Here is a 17,958-nt window from a genome sequence, read left to right as displayed (position 1 = left end):
TAATTTCTGATGATCTTATTATAAATCAGAGTAACATGCTGTTTTTATAGAAAAAATAAAGATATTTGATTTTATAAGTTAAACTCAGTATTATTTTCATAAATAATGACAAAGAGTGTTTTTTAATGGCTTAACGGACAGAATTATTATAGCTGTGGGTATTGTCAAATTATGATAGCAAAAAATGTTTTGAATACTCTTTGATGTTGTTATTAAATTTATTTTTTCTTTTTTATAATTTTCATAGGATTTTCTTTGTCTTAAAAAGAAATTTTTTTCATATTTTTGTTTAAAGTTTTTACTTTATGATGATGGAGAGAAAATAAAGGAGCTTTGCAGCCAGTCATGCATGTTGCAATAAGTTGCTGATTGGTAGGAATTGCTATTCATGACACAGAGAACTATTACATTGATAGCAGGGCCCACAGCAAGTGGGAAATCAGAACTTGCTTTGCAAATGGCTCAAGAAAGAAATGCTCTCATTATTAACACTGATTCAATGCAGGTTTATGACGTTTTAAATATTTTAACGGCACGGCCGATGGAGATTGATACCGTAATTGTTCCACATTATCTTTATGGTCATGTGAGCCCTACTTTGAATTATTCGGTAGGACAATGGTTGTGTGATGTTGAGCAATTATTGGCCACGTTTCCTTTGAGATCAGTTATTTTTGTGGGGGGAACGGGGCTTTATTTTCGTGCTCTTTTGGAGGGGATTTCTGAAATCCCTCATGTTCCAGATGTTGTGCGCAAGAAATGGCGTTTGCTGCTTAATAAAGAGGGATCTGAAAGTCTTTATCGCCACTTGTTACAGATTGATGCTGTTGTTGCTGAAAAGATTTCTTCGCAAGATGGACAGCGTATTGTCCGTGCTTTGGAAGTTTATGATGCAACCGGTGAGAAGCTCAGTTGGTGGCAGAAGCAAAAAACAACGCCTCTCATTACGTCGAATTTTGCAGAAAAAATTCTTCTCATGCCACCTCGTTCTCTGCTTTATGAACGCATTCATAAACGTTTGGATTCTATGATTGAAAGAGGTGCTTTAGAAGAGGTGGTGGCCATGAAGAATCTTATGCTTTCTTCTTCTTTACCAGCGATGAAGGCCATTGGTATACCTGAATTTATAGCTTATTTGGATGGATATAGAAGCTTCGAAAATGCTCTTGAAGCGGTAAAAACACAAACGAGGAGATATGCAAAAAGACAAATGACATGGTTTCGTCATCAATTTGATGAGGAATGGATGCTTACTTCTTGATGAAAAAAACTGGAGTTTCGCAGAAAAGTTGTGCAAGATAATTCGTAAAGAAGGAATTTTTTATTGACGAATGATATCATTAGAATTAAAAATCCCTCTGTAAGGGGTATAAGGAGTGTTTTTATATATTTTATGTATTGGAATAATGGGGGGTAATCATACAATATACGTTGTGTAATAGGCTCCTTCGGGGCCTTTTTTTGTGGGCTCTGTTAGTTTTTTTATTGTCTTATTAAATAGGTAAGTGGGGAAAATGAGAAATAATCCAAGCCAGCAAGAGAGTACAGATGGAAAAATAATGTCAGGAGCTGAAATAGTGGTTCAGGCTCTTATAGATCAAGGGGTTAAACATATTTTTGGTTATCCTGGTGGGGCAGTTTTACCTATTTTTGATGTTCTTTATCATCAAAATATACTCCAACATATTTTAGTACGCCATGAACAAGCAGCAGGGCATGCGGCTGAAGGTTACGCGCGCAGTACTGGAAAAGTAGGGGTTATGCTTGTAACTTCTGGTCCAGGTGCAACAAATGCTGTTACACCTTTGCAAGATGCCCTCATGGATTCTATACCTCTTGTTTGTTTTTCTGGTCAGGTACCGACAACGATAATTGGAACAAATGGCTTTCAAGAAGCTGATACGGTTGGTATTACAAAACCTTGTACGAAGCGTAATTGGCTGGTTAAAAATGTCAATGATCTTGCGGAAATTATTCATGAAGCTTTTTCTCTTGCTCAATTAGGGCGTCCAGGACCGGTGTTGATTGATATTCCTAAGGATGTTCAATTTGCTTCAGGATTTTATAGAGCACCTCAAGTTCAGGAGTCTTTGCCATCTTCTCTATCGTTGAAAGGGAATACTAAGGCTATTGGATCTGCTGTTTCTCTTTTAGTTGAGGCAAAACGTCCTGTTATTTATTCTGGTGGCGGAGTTATTTCATCGGGGATGGAAGCTATACAGCTTTTGCGTAATTTAGTGCAATTAGGAGATTTTCCGATTACTTCAACACTCATGGGGCTTGGTGCTTATCCTGCTTCTGGCAAAAATTGGCTGGGAATGCTGGGAATGCATGGAACCTATGAGGCTAATATGGCTATGCATGATTGTGATGTCATGCTAGCTATTGGAGCAAGATTTGATGACCGTATTACGGGACGCCTTGATGTATTTGCACCTCATGCGCGTATTATTCATATTGATATTGATCCTTCTTCAATTAATAAAATCGTAAAAGCAGAAGTTCCAATTATTGGTGATGTGGCACATATTTTGGCAGATATAATGCAACATTTGCATATGCATCAAGCAAAGTTCGATAAAGAAAGTCGTAAAACATGGTGGACACAAATTAATCATTGGAAAGCGCGTAATTCATTAGCATATATGAAAAAAAAAGATGTTATTATGCCACAATATGCTCTTGAACGGCTGTATGCTCTTACCAAAGATGTTCACGCTTATATTACAACGGATGTTGGACAGCATCAGATGTGGGCAGCGCAGTATTATCATTTTGATGAACCAAAACATTGGATGACTTCTGGTGGTCTTGGAACTATGGGGTATGGTCTTCCTGCGGCTATAGGTGTTCAAATAGCACATCCTGATGCGCTTGTTTTGTGTATTTCTGGTGATGCTTCCATTCAGATGAATATTCAAGAACTTGCAACAGCAATTCAGCATGATACAGCAGTGAAAATTTTTATTTTGAATAATCAGTATATGGGAATGGTCCGCCAGTGGCAGCAATTGCTGCATGGTAATCGTCTTTCTCATTCTTATACGGAATCTATGCCTGACTTTGTGAAATTAGCAAAAGCTTATGGAGCCGTAGGGATTCATTGTTCAAAACCAGATGAACTTGATGATAAAATTCAGAAAATGATTGATTGTGATAAGCCTGTTCTTTTCGATTGTCGTGTTTATCATTTGGAAAATTGTTTTCCCATGATCCCATCGGGATGCGCTCATAATGAGATGTTGTTACCTGATGAAGCAAGCGAAGAATCTATTGCAAATGCTATTTCTTCTGAGGGGAAATTTCTTGTATAAAATGAATATATTAACTAAATCGTGAAGGGATTTTACGATCGTTACTGCTTTTCAATTGTCCTTCTATCCCTCATTTGAGGAGATATTTTTTATCGTTTTTAGAGACTATTTTTATTTCGTTGTATTGGAAAAAAGACTGTTTATAGTGGTATAAGGCATATAAAACCTTACACATATGATTTTTAAAAAGATGGCGTGATGGATATTCCTAAAGCAAGGTTTAGCTGTAAAATTTAAGATTTATTTGTAGAGTTTATGAAAGGATAAGCCTACATCACCATATTGTTTGCTAGCTCTCAATGTTGTGATAGGTTTGCACACAGGTTATTTATAAGAAACATTTTTATTCCTTGTTTTAATAGTTTTTTTACAACAATTTTGCTTGTGATATATAAAGAAATAACTTTAATTAATACGATATAACCTTTTGATTTATTATTAATAAATATATTATCTATTAGTTTAGGCACATAAAGCAGTTAGAAAGAGAAAGCTGTTTAAGGGGATTTAGATTGTTGTAGGATCGGTGGCATTAAAAATCTTTGTCTGTTCAGGCAGGGAGGAAGTTAAAATTTTTGCTTGCAATGACATATTGTTCATTATTTAGTCTAAGGTGTTTTGCGTTATAGAGATTAGGACTCAAGTTTGTTGCATATTTTTTAGTTTAAATTAGAAGAAAGATATATTTATTTGAAATTTATGTTTTTTCTGTTTTTTAATGAGTGATTTTATCCGTCTTTTTTTATTGATCTAAACTATACCCCAAAGCCTATATATAGAAGAATTGCAGTTTGTTCAGATCTATTTATAGCTGTGAACAGCCTGTTGTTGATAAATATTTTCAACGTTTTTTCTATTTCAATTGGAAAACAATATTTTTTTGAGAACTACTCTTTTGATTCATAAGGTTAGATTATTTTTTTAAAGTTTCTATGTAATTCTTTCTTTAAGAACTATCGAAGATTTTTAGAAAAGTTTTGAGTGTTTTCTTATATTTTTATGGCTTTATTTTATGTTAAGCTATGACATGTTTCTTTTTGATTTCTTTATATAAAATAGATCTCTATGGATTTACGCTTTTTTATAAAAATAAGGGGTAATTTGTTTTTTTCTAGAAACTACGATGAGGGATGCGAGGTTTAAGCATACACGTTTTACATTTTTGAAAGCAAAGTTTCATTGATGTATATTTTAAAAAATTCATAATTTGTTTAGTTTGAGAGCTATTTTTGAAATTCTGATACCGATTTTAGATATAAGATAAAACGCATTTATGGGCTGTGTTCCGCTAGGACGTGATGTGATTATTTTCTTTTCAATCCACTAAGATATAGTTTGTCTGTTGTTGATTTGTTGAAAGGATTGAAGAGAAAAAGAAAGGGTTTATGGGATACTTCCTGGAGTAGGTGGATTTTATTGAGATTGTTTATTCGATTTGTTGTTTTTGTTAAAAAATATTCTTTATCTTTTTGATATATTTGGTTTATTTTTTGCGGTGGTTGGCTTGATTTTTATGTGTAAGTGAGGTGATTTTTCCGTGAAATCTATATAGCGTGTAAAATTGTACTCTTTGGTATCTAAAGATAAATTTTGAGTGAAGAATTTTTATTTACTTCAGGTTTTGTTTTTTAATCATTTTTAAAATGCTAATTGTATGTAATGTAATAGAAGCATCTGTATTAAGCTGGATATTCATGTTTACTGTAAAATAGGATATTTTGCCTTATTGATTGCGAGTCTTCATGCAGAACAGAACGCCATGGAGTTACAATTTACGTGCTGTTTTATAGAAATATCTCTTAATGCACTAAGTCCTCTTCGTAATGATGTCTGTGAATAGTGTAACGTAAAAGCCTCGTAAACTACAACAATTATAACATTGTAGATTACCGTCTTTATCTTATGAAGGAGCAATCTGGCACTATCACACACTTTTGTTGGCTCCTTTTGTTCTAAATCTTGGCACTTGAGATGGTTCATAAGAGGCACTTTTATCATTGTATTATATTACCTATACGCAAGCTCCGCTTGTGACGGGTAAGAGAATAGTTTTATTGATTCAATATGAAACGGGTTTGAAATGAAAGAATCTTACGATATGAAGGTTTCTTATTCAACATGCAAAACAATAAATTATCATTTTAAATCAATATATTATCTAATATATAATAGTTTTTTTCAAAAGAAGTGATACATATTTTATGTGGAGTTAAAAGTTAGATTATTGAAATGTTTCTTATGAAACTTATTGATAATGCTTGGTAATTGCACTGTGAAAGTTATTAGATGCTATGAACCGAAATTTTGAACGACAATGTTTGTGATCGTATTTTTTTTAAGCTTGCTCTTTTTATGCGAATCTTATCTTGATAAATAATGCAGTTTTCGCCGGAACAGGATAATGCATTGAAGGCTGTTGCCGCGTGGTTGAAAGAAGGGCGTTCTCCTCTTTTTCGTCTTTTTGGCTATGCGGGAACGGGCAAGACAACGCTTGCACGCTATTTCGCAGAGACAGTTGATGGTTCTGTTCAGTTTGCTGCTTTTACAGGTAAGGCGGCGCAGGTTTTGCGTTCTAAAGGTGCAAGCAACGCTTGTACTATTCATTCTCTGATTTATTGTCCGCGTGGGGAAGAAGAAGTCTCCGATGAAATCACAGGAAAAAAATCTATTGCTCCAACATTTACATTGAATCGAAGAAGTGCTGCTGCACAAGCTAAACTCATTATTGTGGATGAGTGCTCGATGGTTGATGAACAGTTGGCGCGTGATTTAATGAGTTTTCGGACACCAATTCTTGTTCTTGGTGATCCAGATCAATTGCCTCCTATATCAGGGGGAGGCTTTTTTTCTAATGGAGAACCAGATTTTCTTCTTTCAGAAATTCATCGACAAGCGCGGGATAACCCAATTATACGGCTTGCTATGGACGTGCGTGAAGGACGTGAGATTGCTTATGGCGACTACGGAAAAGCGCGCGTTGTTACACGTAAAGAGGTTAATCAACAATTGGTTTTGGATGCTGATCAGGTATTGGTAGGGATTAATCGTACTCGCCATCTTTATAATCAGCGTTTGCGTGTGTTAAAGGGATTTACAGCAGATTATCCGCAAGCGGGAGATAAGCTTGTATGTTTGCGAAATGATCCTCCTAAAGGTTTGTTGAATGGCTCTTTATGGAAGGTGATGACTTCACAAAAAGAGACAGTTAAACCAAGCATTAACCTTCTTGTGAAACCAGAAGACAGTGAGCGCGGGATAGCAAAAATTAAAGTTTTAAAAGCAGTGTTTGAAAATCCTGATCAAGAAATTTCATGGCAATTAAGAAAGCGATATGATGATTTTGATTACGGCTATGCGTTAACTGTTCATAAAGCGCAAGGTTCTCAATGGAATAACGTCATTTTGTTTGATGAAAGTTTTGCATTTCGTGATATGTATGCGCGCTGGCTTTATACGGGAATTACGCGTGCAGCAGAGAATTTAACGATTGTTCGATAGAAAAATATGTATATCATCTGAATTTCAGATGGAAGATGCCATTTTTCTATCTTATTACAGACTATAGAAAAATGGAAATGGGTATGACGGTAAAACTTTCGGTTAATCTTAATGCTGTTGCTGTTTTGCGCAATCGACGTAATCTTCCATGGCCAAGTATCAAACATATTGGGCATATAGCGCTTGCCGCTGGGGCGGCAGGTTTAACGGTTCATCCGCGCCCCGATGAAAGGCATATTCGTTTTGCGGATTTGTTAGATATATACTGTTTAATAAAGAACACTTTTCCTACTGCTGAATTTAATATTGAAGGTTATCCAAGTGATCGGTTTTTAGATATAGCTGAAAACTATGCGGATCAGATTACTCTTGTTCCTGATGATCCAGATCAGTCAACGTCTGATCATGGTTGGAATTTTGCTCATGATGCAGAGTTTTTAGCACCTGTTATTCAGCGTTTGAGAAAAAGAAAGATTCGTGTATCGCTTTTTGCAAATCCTACGGTTGATGGTCTTGATATTGCTAAAGCAATGGGGGCTGATCGTGTGGAATTTTACACTGGACTTTATGGTGGTGCATTTCAGGACAAAACAAAACAAGAGCAAGAGTTAAATAAACTTATTTTAGCAGCAAAAAGGGCTAAAGAGTTACGGTTAGGTATGAATGCTGGGCATGATCTGACAGTTATGAATCTTCCGGTTCTTATCAAGAATATTCCTTGGCTTGATGAAGTTTCTATTGGCCATGGGCTTATTGCTGATGCATTAGAGTATGGAATGCATGATACTGTTCAACGTTTTATCCGGTTATTATCGTAACCTTTTGCTTTCCATAAAATAGGAAAAGGAATTTTTATAAAGCTTTTCTAGTTTATCTAAAAAACAATTTTATATATGTTCAAGCACTCTTCGCATGCATTATAAGTATGTTATTGCCGTTTTGTTTATTGGTGGCTTTTTATTGTTGTCTTTTTTAGTGGATGAGATGCTTTTTTATTCTTACCATCCCTTATGAGGAGATTTTGCCAAATCCTCTTAACTATAATTTTTTGCGAAGGAATATAAGGTTTTAAAAGTGTTTTTTTTATAAAGGCTTGTCGTAGAATTTTTAATGAGTCAGTGCAAAAACTTGCCTTGAGCTTAATTCAAGGTATTTAAAAGATATCTTTCGATATATTTGAGCTCATTTGACAGCGTTGACTTGTGAATAGTATAATGAAAATCATTCATGGATGATATAAGATATATTCACATGTAATTTTGCCAGTAAAACAATATTTAATTCCAGGGGGGCGGCATATTTGAAACAAAGATTGAGATGCTTAAGTGTTTTACAGGCTATATTAGTTTTTGTATGAGGAATAAGTGTATTGTGTATCGTTGTTTGCATAATTTCTGGAGTGGGAATACAACCTATTTAGGGAGAACGTGAAGATACAAAGATGAAAGTTAGTTTTCATTTTGACCATCTCCCTTTAATTCGGCTTATGGATTTAAACAGCAAGTAAAATAAAATAGTTATGTCTAATATAAAGTATTCATGGCAATGTTTTTTTAAAAGTGAAGCTTGATGCGTTGTTTCATGCTTTTGTGTCTGGCGTTTTTTCGTGGGATTCATGTTGTACAAGACAGGATGCCATTGTGTTGCACATTGGTATGATTTTTAAAAAGAGATATATCTGCTCGTCATACTCATTTCGCGATGCTGCCTATAAAGAATTAACGATAAAGTCCCTCCATGATAATATAAAATTTATAGATTCTCCCTATTTTTTATGGATAATACAAAGATCAAGTTGTTACTATCACACTCGTTTATTCAGATCTTGAGTGGTGCGACGTCTTTGAGTTTGCAAAATCCCTTAAACTTGAGATGGTTTATGAGAGGCATTTTTACCCCTTTTTGTTGTGTTTTGCCTCCTTGCTAACCCCACTTTTGATGTGCAAGAAAGTAATTTTTGTTGATTCAACATAGTTAGGTTTAAAATAATAGAAGCTTACAATATTTGTGGTTGTGATTGAATATATAAAATGATAGATTATGATTTATAAATCAATATCTTGCATTTTTATGAAAGTAATCTATAATGATTTATGCGTCTTTAAATAAGGTGTTTGATCTTATCAAAAACAACAGCATGATCTTTTAAGAAATTTGACAATGTTTTGCACATTAAAAACAGCGGTTTTTAAAAAATTAGGATTTTTATCGTGAAAAAGCAGTTAACGAAAGCCTGAGAATTTATGTTAGAATCACTTGTGAGTTTTTCTAATAGGATTTTTTAAATGTTTACGCCATTTGGAAAAGCTTTACGTAATTTCGTATTGATCACTCAGAACGTTTTTTAGACGTAGAGATTGGTAAAAAGTCTGTTCTGATTGGATAAGGGGAAAGATCATGAAATTCTACACTTTAAATTAAGAGACAGCAGCTCATTTAAGAAGATAAATCGATACCGACTGGCAAGAGCTTCATCCTTAAATTTTCTGATCTGTTGAGTTATGAAATGATTGGTATATTTGTTAAAAATTTGAAGTGTTTTTCATAAGAAAACTTAGTAGAATTTAAAAAATCACTAAAAAAAATTAATAAAGAAATACATTTGAGAAAAGAGAGTACTAGAATCCTATTCCCTTAACTTTATCATCCCTCATAGGAAAAACACTAAAAAAAACCAATAAGCTATTCTTAATAAAAAAAGAAGTGGCTCCCCGGGCCGGATTCGAACCAGCGACCAACCGGTTAACAGCCGGTTGCTCTACCGCTGAGCTACCGGGGAATAACACCTAATTATTTAACTAAAGAGGCTATAGCAAAGCAATACTGATTTGCAAAGAGTAAAATTACTTTTTTTTAAAAAATATGATAAATAAGAGGAAAAAAGACTGGAGAAGATATCTACACCTTGACGGATGCAGTGCCTTCGCTTATTGAGACTTTTATAATTGTTGACGAGGCCTCGTGGCGGAATGGTTACGCAGAGGACTGCAAATCCTTGTATCCCGGTTCGATTCCGGGCGAGGCCTCCAGCCGATTTTAAATAAAACGGCCTTTAGGGAACTTTTAGGGGAGATGAGGTATAGAAAAATAGATCGTTTCCCTTTATAATTGTAAAGACATTTTTTATATGAGAAATCGTGCAGTTAGAATCTGTAGAATCTGATTGTTGACTGTAGCATCCTTTTTTGTGACATCCATAATTTAAGAGGTTTTTGTTCTATATTGTCGCTGTTTTGTTTGTTTTTTGTAGGTTAGGAGAAAATAGTCGTTATGGTTGCAGATTTTGCTGAGCTTCGTCGCAAAATGGTTGATAATCAAATTCGTACAGTTGATGTAACGGATTTATCAGTTCTTGAAGCGTTTTTAACGGTGTCTCGTGAAAATTTTGTATCCGAAGATATAAAAGCATTAAGCTATCTTGATACTGATATTGTTCTGTGTCCAGTGCAAGATGAAATCCCTACACGCTATTTGATGAAGCCTGCATCTCTAGCGAAATTACTACAACTTGCTGCTATAAAATCATCAGATATTGTTTTAGATATTGGTGCAAATAGTGGTTATTGTGCGGCTTTGCTTTCAAAACTTGCAGGGTTTGTGATTGCATTGGAAAGTAATCAAGCTCTTTTTGAATGTGCTCTTGAAGCTTTAAAACGTCATCAATGTGATAATGTGGTTGTGATTCATGGTCCATTAGAGCAGGGATATGCCGTTGAGGGACCTTATGATGTGATTTTTTTTGAGGGATCTGTTGATTTTATTCCACAAGCTATCTTTGATCAAATGAGAGACAGTGGACGCCTTGTTGTGGTTGAAGGATATGGAAATGCTGCTGTTGCACAAATCTATATAAAAGAAGATGGAATCATTTCGGTACGTCGTGCTTTTAATCTCGCTGTGAAGCCTCTTCCTTGTTTTTTAAAAAGATCTGGTTTCGTATTTTAGTGCTTGTTTATTTGATCGATAAAGGATAGTTTTACAATTTATTTGGGGTGTATTGTGTTTAAAGTAAACAAGAAGTTTCAGGTATGTTTATTACTGGTGTTGAGTATTTTATTATCAAAGACTACTTGTGCTGAAACATTGATGGATGCCTTTTCTAAGGCTTATAAACACAATGCTAAATTGAACAGTGAACGTGCGGCTGTGCGTATATCCAGTGATGATGTTGTCATTGCACGGTCAGGGCTATTACCACAAATTGAAGGGATTGGGAGCTATGGGCGGAATAAATCTTTTACAGGCCCTTATATCACTTCTGGATCTATAGGTGTGAGATTAAATCAAAGGTTATTTGACGGTTTCATCACACAAAATATCTTTTCTTCAGCTCAAGTTAAATTGCAAGCTCAACGGGAATATCTTCGAAATGCTGAGCAAAATACGTTTTTGGAAACGGCAATAGCTTATGCTAATGTCTATCAAGCACGTCGTGTTGCTGATCTTCGGAGAGAAAATTTAGCAGCTCTTGAAGAGCAAGTTCGTTCCGATCAAGCAAAATTTGATGTGGGTGAGGGAGGACGTGTTGATCTTGCTCAAGCCCAAGCAGCACGTTCTGTGGCAGTTTCAGAGTTGAGTCTAGCTCATGCTGATGTAAAGGCAGCAGAGGCAGTGTATCGACAAGTTATTGGTTCTGATCCTGAAAAGTTAAAACATCCACCTGTCGCTAAAGATTTTCCTGCCAACCTTGATATAGCTTATCAGATGAGTGCTGTGATGCATCCAGCGATCCTTTATGCCAAATATTTAGTCGATGTGTGTATGTATAATGTAAAGGTGAAAGAAGGGGCATTGCTTCCTAAAATTGATTTTTCTGCGACGGCGTCTTATAATCGAATTTATAGTGGTATTGGAGAAGATGGAGTCTCTAAATCAATAGGGGTATCAGTGAGTGTTCCGATCTTTGAAGGAGGGCGTACGTCTGCACAGGTTCGCCAATCGAGGGAACAACTCGGACAGGCGCAGCTTCAGCTCGATTTGGCGTATAGTAATACGAGACAAGCACTTACTTCAGCTTGGTTTCAATTGGAGAGCGCACGCGCATCTGTTATTGCTTACCGTGAAAGTGTGCGTGCTGCTGAAATTGCTCTTAAAGGGCGTGTTCAAGAAAATCGTGTAGGACAAGCAACGACATTGGATGTTTTAAATTCTCGTACTCAATTGATTAATGCTCAGATTGCGCTTACAATGGCAGAGCGGAACGCTGTTGTGGCAAGCTATAGTGTGCAATCATCTATTGGTAAATTGACGGCACGTTATTTAGGTTTAAAAACAGTGCAATAGAATCCGATAATGCATAAAAATAGTTCTTTAATCTTAAATTATTTTAGTTTTTAAAAGATAAGTAAATCAATAGTTGGATATGTTGAAAAATAAAGCGGTGATATATTATTTTTAAATGCAGAAAATTGTGTGTAGCGCCCTCTTTATGACAAGCATATTTGAAAATATCATGAAAGGTGTGTTGATCTTATGATTCTTTTGCATACACTGAAAATATGATTCTGTTTGTTGTGCGTCTTTGAGAGGTTGTAAAGTATGGTACAGAGTTCAAGCGTGTTACGTGAGCCAAGTATGGATGAAATTTTAACATCTATTCGTGAAATAATCGAAGAAAATGCGGTTCAATCTGATCACTTTTTTAATGAAAATGTTGCAATAAATACTTCCGAAGATCGTTCAGAAGTTGCATCCGGAGATGCTTATGATACAACCTTATCGGTTGATGATGCTATGAAAGCTTTAGCTGATCGTATTGGTCTTTCTTCTGAAAATAAAGGGGAAAAAATAATACAAGAGAAAGAGAGTACAGAGGCGGAAAATAATACAGTTATGGATGTGCAAAAGATGAAGCTTTCTTCTGAAGAACGGAATTCTGTTTATAAAGCAAAAGAATATGAAGATGATATAAGAAAATTGCAGTCAGAAGGAGGAGGAGCTGGTCGAGTGGAATTATCTGCATATTGTATCTCTTCTGCAGAGAAAATTGCAAAAGATGTGCTACGTCCGGCTATAGCAGAGTGGTTACAGTCTAAATTGCCTATTTTACTAGAAGATATTTTACGTGAAGAGATTGTGAAGGCAATTAAAAAATCATCTTGATTATTTCCTTGGCATTATTTTTTATGTTTTTTATTTGATAAAAACTTTGTTTGCAGTTTTACCGATTTCCTAATGAGTCAGATGTCGGGATTTTGATTAGATTTTTATCATATTTATATATTGTGTTTTTTAGCGCCATTATGGATGGATGGAATGTTAGAAAAAAACTATGATGCTGCTTCCATAGAGCAACGGGTTGCAAAGAGATGGGAGACTCGTGGCGCTTTTAAAGCCGGAGTGGATTCTAAAAGTGGTGCAGAGCCTTTTTGCGTTATGCTTCCACCTCCTAATGTTACAGGCTCACTTCATATGGGGCATGCGCTTAATACGACAATTCAAGATATAATGGTTAGATTTCAGCGGATGCGTGGTAGAAATGTGTTGTGGCAGCCTGGTATGGATCATGCTGGGATTGCTACACAAATGGTTGTAGAGCGTCAGCTTGCAGAACGTCAAGAGCCAACACGTCAAGAAATGGGAAGAGAGAAGTTTATTGAGCGTGTTTGGGAATGGCGTTATGAAACTGGAGGCGTTATTGCAAACCAGTTGCGTCGCCTTGGCGTTTCATGTGATTGGTCGCGTGAACGGTTTACAATGGATGAAGGGTTATCGCAGGCTGTTCATGAAGTTTTTGTTACGCTTTATAAACAAGGGTTGATATATAGGGATAAGCGCCTCGTCAATTGGGATCCTAAATTGTTAACGGCTATTTCGGATCTTGAGGTTGAGCAAAAAGAAGTTCAAGGACATTTGTGGTACTTTAGATATCCACTTGAGGGGAAAAATTTCGATCCAAATGATGCTACAACTTTTATAACGGTGGCGACAACACGACCAGAAACAATGCTTGGTGATACAGGAATTGCTGTTAATCCCGAAGATGGACGTTATAAAAATCTTATAGATAAAAATGCTCTTTTGCCGCTTGTTGGTCGTAGGTTATTAATTGTTAGTGATAGCCATGCTGATCCTGAAGCTGGAAGTGGTGCTGTCAAAATTACGCCGGCTCATGACTTTAATGACTTTGAAGTGGGGCAGCGTAATCATTTACGCTTGATCAATATTTTTACCCCAAAAGCTGAGATTTATCTCCGTGAGAATGAAGCGTTTTTTGATGGTTTGACTTTATCAGATGAATTAAAAATGTTAGTAGAAAATCTCGATAGATCTGATCGTTTTGTTGCGCGCCAGAAGATTGTTTCTTTGATGAAAGAACGCGGATATTTAGCTTCTGTTGATGATTATTCCCATATGGTTCCTCATGGGGATCGCAGTGGAGTCCCTATCGAACCTTTTTTAACAGATCAATGGTATGTTCATGCTGCTGAATTAGCAAAGCCAGCAATAGAAGCTGTTCAACGAGGAAAAACACAGTTTGTTCCTGATAGCTGGAAAAAAACCTACTTCAATTGGATGCAAAATATTCAACCTTGGTGCATTTCTCGCCAATTATGGTGGGGACATCAGATTCCTGCTTGGTACGGTCCTGATGGAACGGTTTTTGTGGAAAAAAGCGAAAAAGAGGCTTTAGATTCGGCTTTTGCTCACTATGGGAAAGTTGTTGAGTTAATCCGTGATCAAGACGTTTTAGATACTTGGTTTTCATCAGCTCTTTGGCCTTTTTCAACATTAGGATGGCCAGATAAAACGACTGAGTTATCTACTTTTTATCCAACATCTTTATCCGTGACAGGATTTGATATTATTTTTTTCTGGGTTGCTCGTATGATGATGATGGGGCTTCACTTTATGGGTGATGTTCCTTTCCCAACGGTTTATGTGCACGCTCTTGTACGGGATCAAAAGGGTGCAAAAATGTCAAAATCAAAGGGAAATATTATTGATCCCTTAGAGCTTATTGATCAGTATAGTGCTGATGCATTACGTTTTACTTTGGCTATTATGGCAGCGCAAGGTCGTGATGTGAAACTCGATACTTCCCGTATTGCTGGTTATCGGAATTTTGCTACGAAATTGTGGAATGCTACCCGATTTGCACAGATGAATGGTGTGAAGCATGATCCAACCTTTAAACCAGAACAAGCAAAATTAGCGCTTAATCGTTGGATTTTAACGGAGTTATCTAAAACGATTTCAGCAGTGACAACTGGTATTGAACACTATAAATTTAATGAGTCTGCTGCCACACTTTATCGTTTCATTTGGAATACACTATGTGACTGGTATTTGGAACTTCTCAAGCCACTCTTTCAGGGTGAAGATGAAGATGCTAAAAATGAGGCTCAAGCTTGTACTGCTTGGGTTTTAGATGAAGTTTATAAGCTTCTGCATCCTTTTATGCCTCATTTGACAGAGGAGTTGTGGTCTCTTACAGAAACGCAAGCAATCAAGCGTAAGGATATGCTTGCATTGACTAAATGGCCAGAGGGAACATTTACAGATGAAGAGGCTGCTGCTGATATTAATTGGCTTATTGATGTTGTTATTGGGATTCGGTCTGTGCGTTTTGAAATGAATATTCCAGCGGTTACACAAGCACCTCTTGTTGTTGTTGAAGGAGGGGAAATAACGCGAGAGCGTGTGCAACGTTATGATACGCTTCTTAAAAGGTTAGCGCGTATTGAAGTCATTTATTTCTCTGATAAAGTTCCGGAAGTGTCAGCACAAATAATTTTGGGAGAGGCTGTTTTTTGTTTGCCATTAGGAGAGTTGATTGATTTGGAAGCTGAACGTGTCCGTTTGAGAAAAGATGTAACTAAAATTGAACAAGATATTGAAAAAATATCACTTAAGTTAAATAATCCAAAATTTATCGCAAATGCAAGAGCAGAAATTATTGAGAGCGAACGGAATAGGGTTGTGGAGTTACGTGCTGCGCAGAAGAAAATATATATTGCTTTAGAGAGGTTAGGTTGATGCCAACTTTTTGTTTTTTTGATGCATGATTTCACGCTATTATGGTTTGGTAGAGGTTTCCTTTAAAGAAAACTTTTCTTTTGTCAGTTTTTCATGAACGTAATTATAAAATATTTCTTGAGGTCCATCTTTGTGTTTGTCCTATTATTTTGTGAAATATCATCATTGAGGGTAGTGCTATAAGGGATATGACATTACACATGTGGTATTTTTTTTTTATGTATTGCGGTAAGTGTTTTGAGGGAGGGGGCGTGTGTAAAACTTATAAAGTAGCTTCATGTAAAATGATATCAGGTAGAATCCATTTGATAAAAATCAATATTATTTATAGATTAATGGTAGTGAGAAACTTTTTTTTTAAGGTGGTGCCGAAAGTCGTGAAGTTATAAGTTAACTATCATTATTATATTTATCTGTCTTTTCGGATTGTTTTGATATCTAAACGCTTACCATGCGTCATGTATTTTCTTGGCTCTCAAACTTGCTATTCAATGTACACGTTATTTTATTGAATGATTCTTACTCTTTCGTATAAATTTTTAAGGTAAATAAATTCTAGAATATTAAATGGTGTGTTATAAAATATAGATTGGTGATTTATATTAAAAAAATCAATTTGTTGTATATGAAATGGATGTTTAACTTTATTGAACATTTTGGATAGTGTTGATTTATTTGTCTTTTATTTTTGAAATGTGGCGTGTCTGCTTATAAAAATGGGCAGATAAATCAGGTTATTTCAGCGCTATGTTGTGCTGTTAAGAGTGGCCATGTTGGTAAGAATTGGAAATAGGGCTATATCTATGCAAAGGGTGGTGATGATATCTCTAAAGATGATTACAAGACATATCATTCTTTTGCATAGATCGTTGAAAAAAATGCTAATCTTGATTCAGAAAATGAAAGTTATGTTTCTAATGCATTGGCTAAACTTAGGGTGTATATAAAAATATCCCTCAATTACCTGTAATTCTAATCCTTTTTTGCTACTCATCTTTTTGTATACAGGTTGCAGTGAACTACAAAAGTTCTAAAGCTGAATATCATTTAGAAAAAATATTTTTAAAGGGAGAGGAAAGGGAGTAGGATCCTACACAGGCAGCACGATGGTTTTAATTTTTAGTAAGAAAAGAAATCCTTTCGCCATAAGGGATTCTTGGAAACATGTTGCTTCAAGAAGGGAAAATTATCTGCGGGACAGCAATATTAACTGCAGCCTATAAAAAAGCTAACATCAAAGACAGAAACTGGATTCATTCGTTGCAAGAGCGAGCTCTTGCTCTTTATAATGAATTTGAGAGATGTACAGGAAATTTACTCATTTCTAATGTTTTTTACATTCTCCCATCTGTTAAACTTTGTTTTCTTATGTCCAAGTTTATAGAAGAGATAATTTTTTTATGATATAATGGCTAATGACTTAGAATTTTAGATAAAAATTCTTGTGTTCTTAGTGCTCTCGCTTGTGGATCAGAGAAGAATTCTTTAGATGAACAGTCTTCAAGAATTGTTCCTTGATCTATGAAAATAACACGTTTTGAAACTTTTTGTGCAAAACCCATTTCGTGTGTTACACAAATCATCGTCATACCTTCTTCTGCTAAATTGATCATGACATCGAGTACTTCACCTACCATTTCAGGATCTAGAGCAGAGGTTGGTTCATCAAAAAGCATAACAAGTGGATCCATGGTTAAAGCACGCGCAATAGCAACACGTTGCTGTTGCCCTCCAGAAAGTTGACCAGGATATTTATCTTTATGTTCAATGAGTCCAACGCGTTCAAGATACAATAAACCACGTTCAAGTGCTTCTTTTTTGCTTCGTTTTAGAACTTTGATTTGTGCAATTATCAAATTTTCTGTGACAGATAAATGTGGGAAAAGCTCGAAATGTTGAAATACCATTCCCACCTGACTCCGTAATTTAGGCAAATTCGTTTGTTTTGAATGAACTGGTATTCCATTAACCCAAATTTCACCTTTTTGAAAAGGGACGAGAGCGTTAATGGTTTTAATGAGTGTTGACTTTCCTGATCCTGATGGTCCACAAACGACGACGACTTCTCCTTTATTAATATTGGTTGTACAATTTTTAAGAACTTGAATTTCGCCATACCAGTTAGAAACATTTTTTATTTCGATCATATGAGTAGACATTTTTTTCT

At 35.7% G+C, this 17,958-nt stretch carries 10 protein-coding genes and 2 tRNA genes; 10 read left to right on the top strand and 2 right to left on the bottom strand.

Translation table 11 applies throughout. From position 1 onward, the window contains the following. Nucleotides 1-388: 388 nt before the first annotated feature. The 4 genes from miaA (at nucleotide 389) to MCY_RS07665 (ending at nucleotide 7,630) form a co-directional block, all read left to right on the top strand. On the top strand, nucleotides 389-1,261 hold the full coding sequence (gene miaA / locus MCY_RS07680) for a tRNA (adenosine(37)-N6)-dimethylallyltransferase MiaA (RefSeq protein WP_007347802.1): 873 nt from the start codon (nucleotides 389-391) through the stop codon (nucleotides 1,259-1,261). Between the two features lie 253 nt (nucleotides 1,262-1,514). Further along, entirely contained in the window at nucleotides 1,515-3,314 is a 1,800-nt protein-coding gene (locus MCY_RS07675) for an acetolactate synthase 3 large subunit (RefSeq protein ID WP_007347801.1), read from the top strand. Between the two features lie 2,376 nt (nucleotides 3,315-5,690). Next, the gene (locus tag MCY_RS07670) at nucleotides 5,691-6,812 is read left to right on the top strand and encodes an ATP-dependent DNA helicase (RefSeq protein WP_007347800.1); all 1,122 of its coding nucleotides are present in this window, start codon (nucleotides 5,691-5,693) and stop codon (nucleotides 6,810-6,812) included. A gap of 83 nt (nucleotides 6,813-6,895) precedes the next feature. Then, complete coding sequence (locus MCY_RS07665; protein ID WP_007347799.1) at nucleotides 6,896-7,630, top strand: pyridoxine 5'-phosphate synthase; 735 nt, start codon at nucleotides 6,896-6,898, stop codon at nucleotides 7,628-7,630. A 1,886-nt stretch (nucleotides 7,631-9,516) separates the two neighbouring features. Here the strand turns inward: MCY_RS07665 and MCY_RS07660 are convergent. Beyond that, nucleotides 9,517-9,591: transfer RNA gene (locus MCY_RS07660), tRNA-Asn, on the bottom strand. Between the two features lie 176 nt (nucleotides 9,592-9,767). Between MCY_RS07660 and MCY_RS07655 the strand changes: the two genes are divergently transcribed. From MCY_RS07655 to MCY_RS09765, 6 genes are all read left to right on the top strand, one after another. After that, nucleotides 9,768-9,841: transfer RNA gene (locus MCY_RS07655), tRNA-Cys, on the top strand. Between the two features lie 241 nt (nucleotides 9,842-10,082). Further along, nucleotides 10,083-10,757 carry a protein-L-isoaspartate O-methyltransferase family protein gene (locus MCY_RS07650; RefSeq protein ID WP_007347798.1) on the top strand — a complete coding sequence of 225 codons (675 nt, stop codon included), beginning with the start codon at nucleotides 10,083-10,085 and terminating at the stop codon, nucleotides 10,755-10,757. Between the two features lie 54 nt (nucleotides 10,758-10,811). Next, a complete protein-coding gene (locus tag MCY_RS07645) occupies nucleotides 10,812-12,095 on the top strand; it encodes a TolC family outer membrane protein (protein ID WP_482762597.1) in 1,284 nt (427 codons plus the stop codon). A gap of 255 nt (nucleotides 12,096-12,350) precedes the next feature. Then, nucleotides 12,351-12,914 (top strand): DUF2497 domain-containing protein, encoded by a 564-nt coding sequence (locus tag MCY_RS07640; protein ID WP_007347796.1) that lies wholly within the window; start codon nucleotides 12,351-12,353, stop codon nucleotides 12,912-12,914. Nucleotides 12,915-13,067: 153 nt separating this feature from the next. Next, nucleotides 13,068-15,791, top strand: coding sequence for a valine--tRNA ligase (locus MCY_RS07635; protein ID WP_007347795.1), 2,724 nt, complete (start codon nucleotides 13,068-13,070; stop codon nucleotides 15,789-15,791). A 1,164-nt stretch (nucleotides 15,792-16,955) separates the two neighbouring features. Beyond that, entirely contained in the window at nucleotides 16,956-17,195 is a 240-nt protein-coding gene (locus MCY_RS09765; RefSeq protein WP_007347794.1) for a hypothetical protein, read from the top strand. Nucleotides 17,196-17,203: 8 nt separating this feature from the next. On the opposite strand, the gene MCY_RS07625 is transcribed toward MCY_RS09765, so the two are convergent. Next, nucleotides 17,204-17,950, bottom strand: a complete 747-nt coding sequence (locus MCY_RS07625; RefSeq protein ID WP_007347793.1) for an amino acid ABC transporter ATP-binding protein — start codon at nucleotides 17,948-17,950, stop codon at nucleotides 17,204-17,206. Between the last annotated feature and the right edge of the window lie 8 nt (nucleotides 17,951-17,958).

This window comes from Bartonella rattimassiliensis 15908 (assembly GCF_000278215.1).
In the GTDB taxonomy this organism is placed as follows: domain Bacteria; phylum Pseudomonadota; class Alphaproteobacteria; order Rhizobiales; family Rhizobiaceae; genus Bartonella; species Bartonella rattimassiliensis.
The sequence above is the reverse complement of the archived record's forward strand: the minus strand, read 5'-3'. Positions and strand labels throughout refer to the sequence as shown.

Excerpts from the sequence above, each read along its gene's own strand:
- miaA (WP_007347802.1), top strand. The coding sequence starts at position 389 with ATGACACAGAGAACTATTACATTGATAGCAGGGCCCACAGCAAGTGGG.
- MCY_RS07675 (WP_007347801.1), top strand. The coding sequence starts at position 1,515 with ATGAGAAATAATCCAAGCCAGCAAGAGAGTACAGATGGAAAAATAATG.
- MCY_RS07670 (WP_007347800.1), top strand. The coding sequence starts at position 5,691 with ATGCAGTTTTCGCCGGAACAGGATAATGCATTGAAGGCTGTTGCCGCG.
- MCY_RS07665 (WP_007347799.1), top strand. The coding sequence starts at position 6,896 with ATGACGGTAAAACTTTCGGTTAATCTTAATGCTGTTGCTGTTTTGCGC.
- MCY_RS07650 (WP_007347798.1), top strand. The coding sequence starts at position 10,083 with ATGGTTGCAGATTTTGCTGAGCTTCGTCGCAAAATGGTTGATAATCAA.
- MCY_RS07640 (WP_007347796.1), top strand. The coding sequence starts at position 12,351 with ATGGTACAGAGTTCAAGCGTGTTACGTGAGCCAAGTATGGATGAAATT.
- MCY_RS07635 (WP_007347795.1), top strand. The coding sequence starts at position 13,068 with ATGTTAGAAAAAAACTATGATGCTGCTTCCATAGAGCAACGGGTTGCA.
- MCY_RS09765 (WP_007347794.1), top strand. The coding sequence starts at position 16,956 with ATGTTGCTTCAAGAAGGGAAAATTATCTGCGGGACAGCAATATTAACT.
- MCY_RS07625 (WP_007347793.1), bottom strand. The coding sequence starts at position 17,950 with ATGTCTACTCATATGATCGAAATAAAAAATGTTTCTAACTGGTATGGC.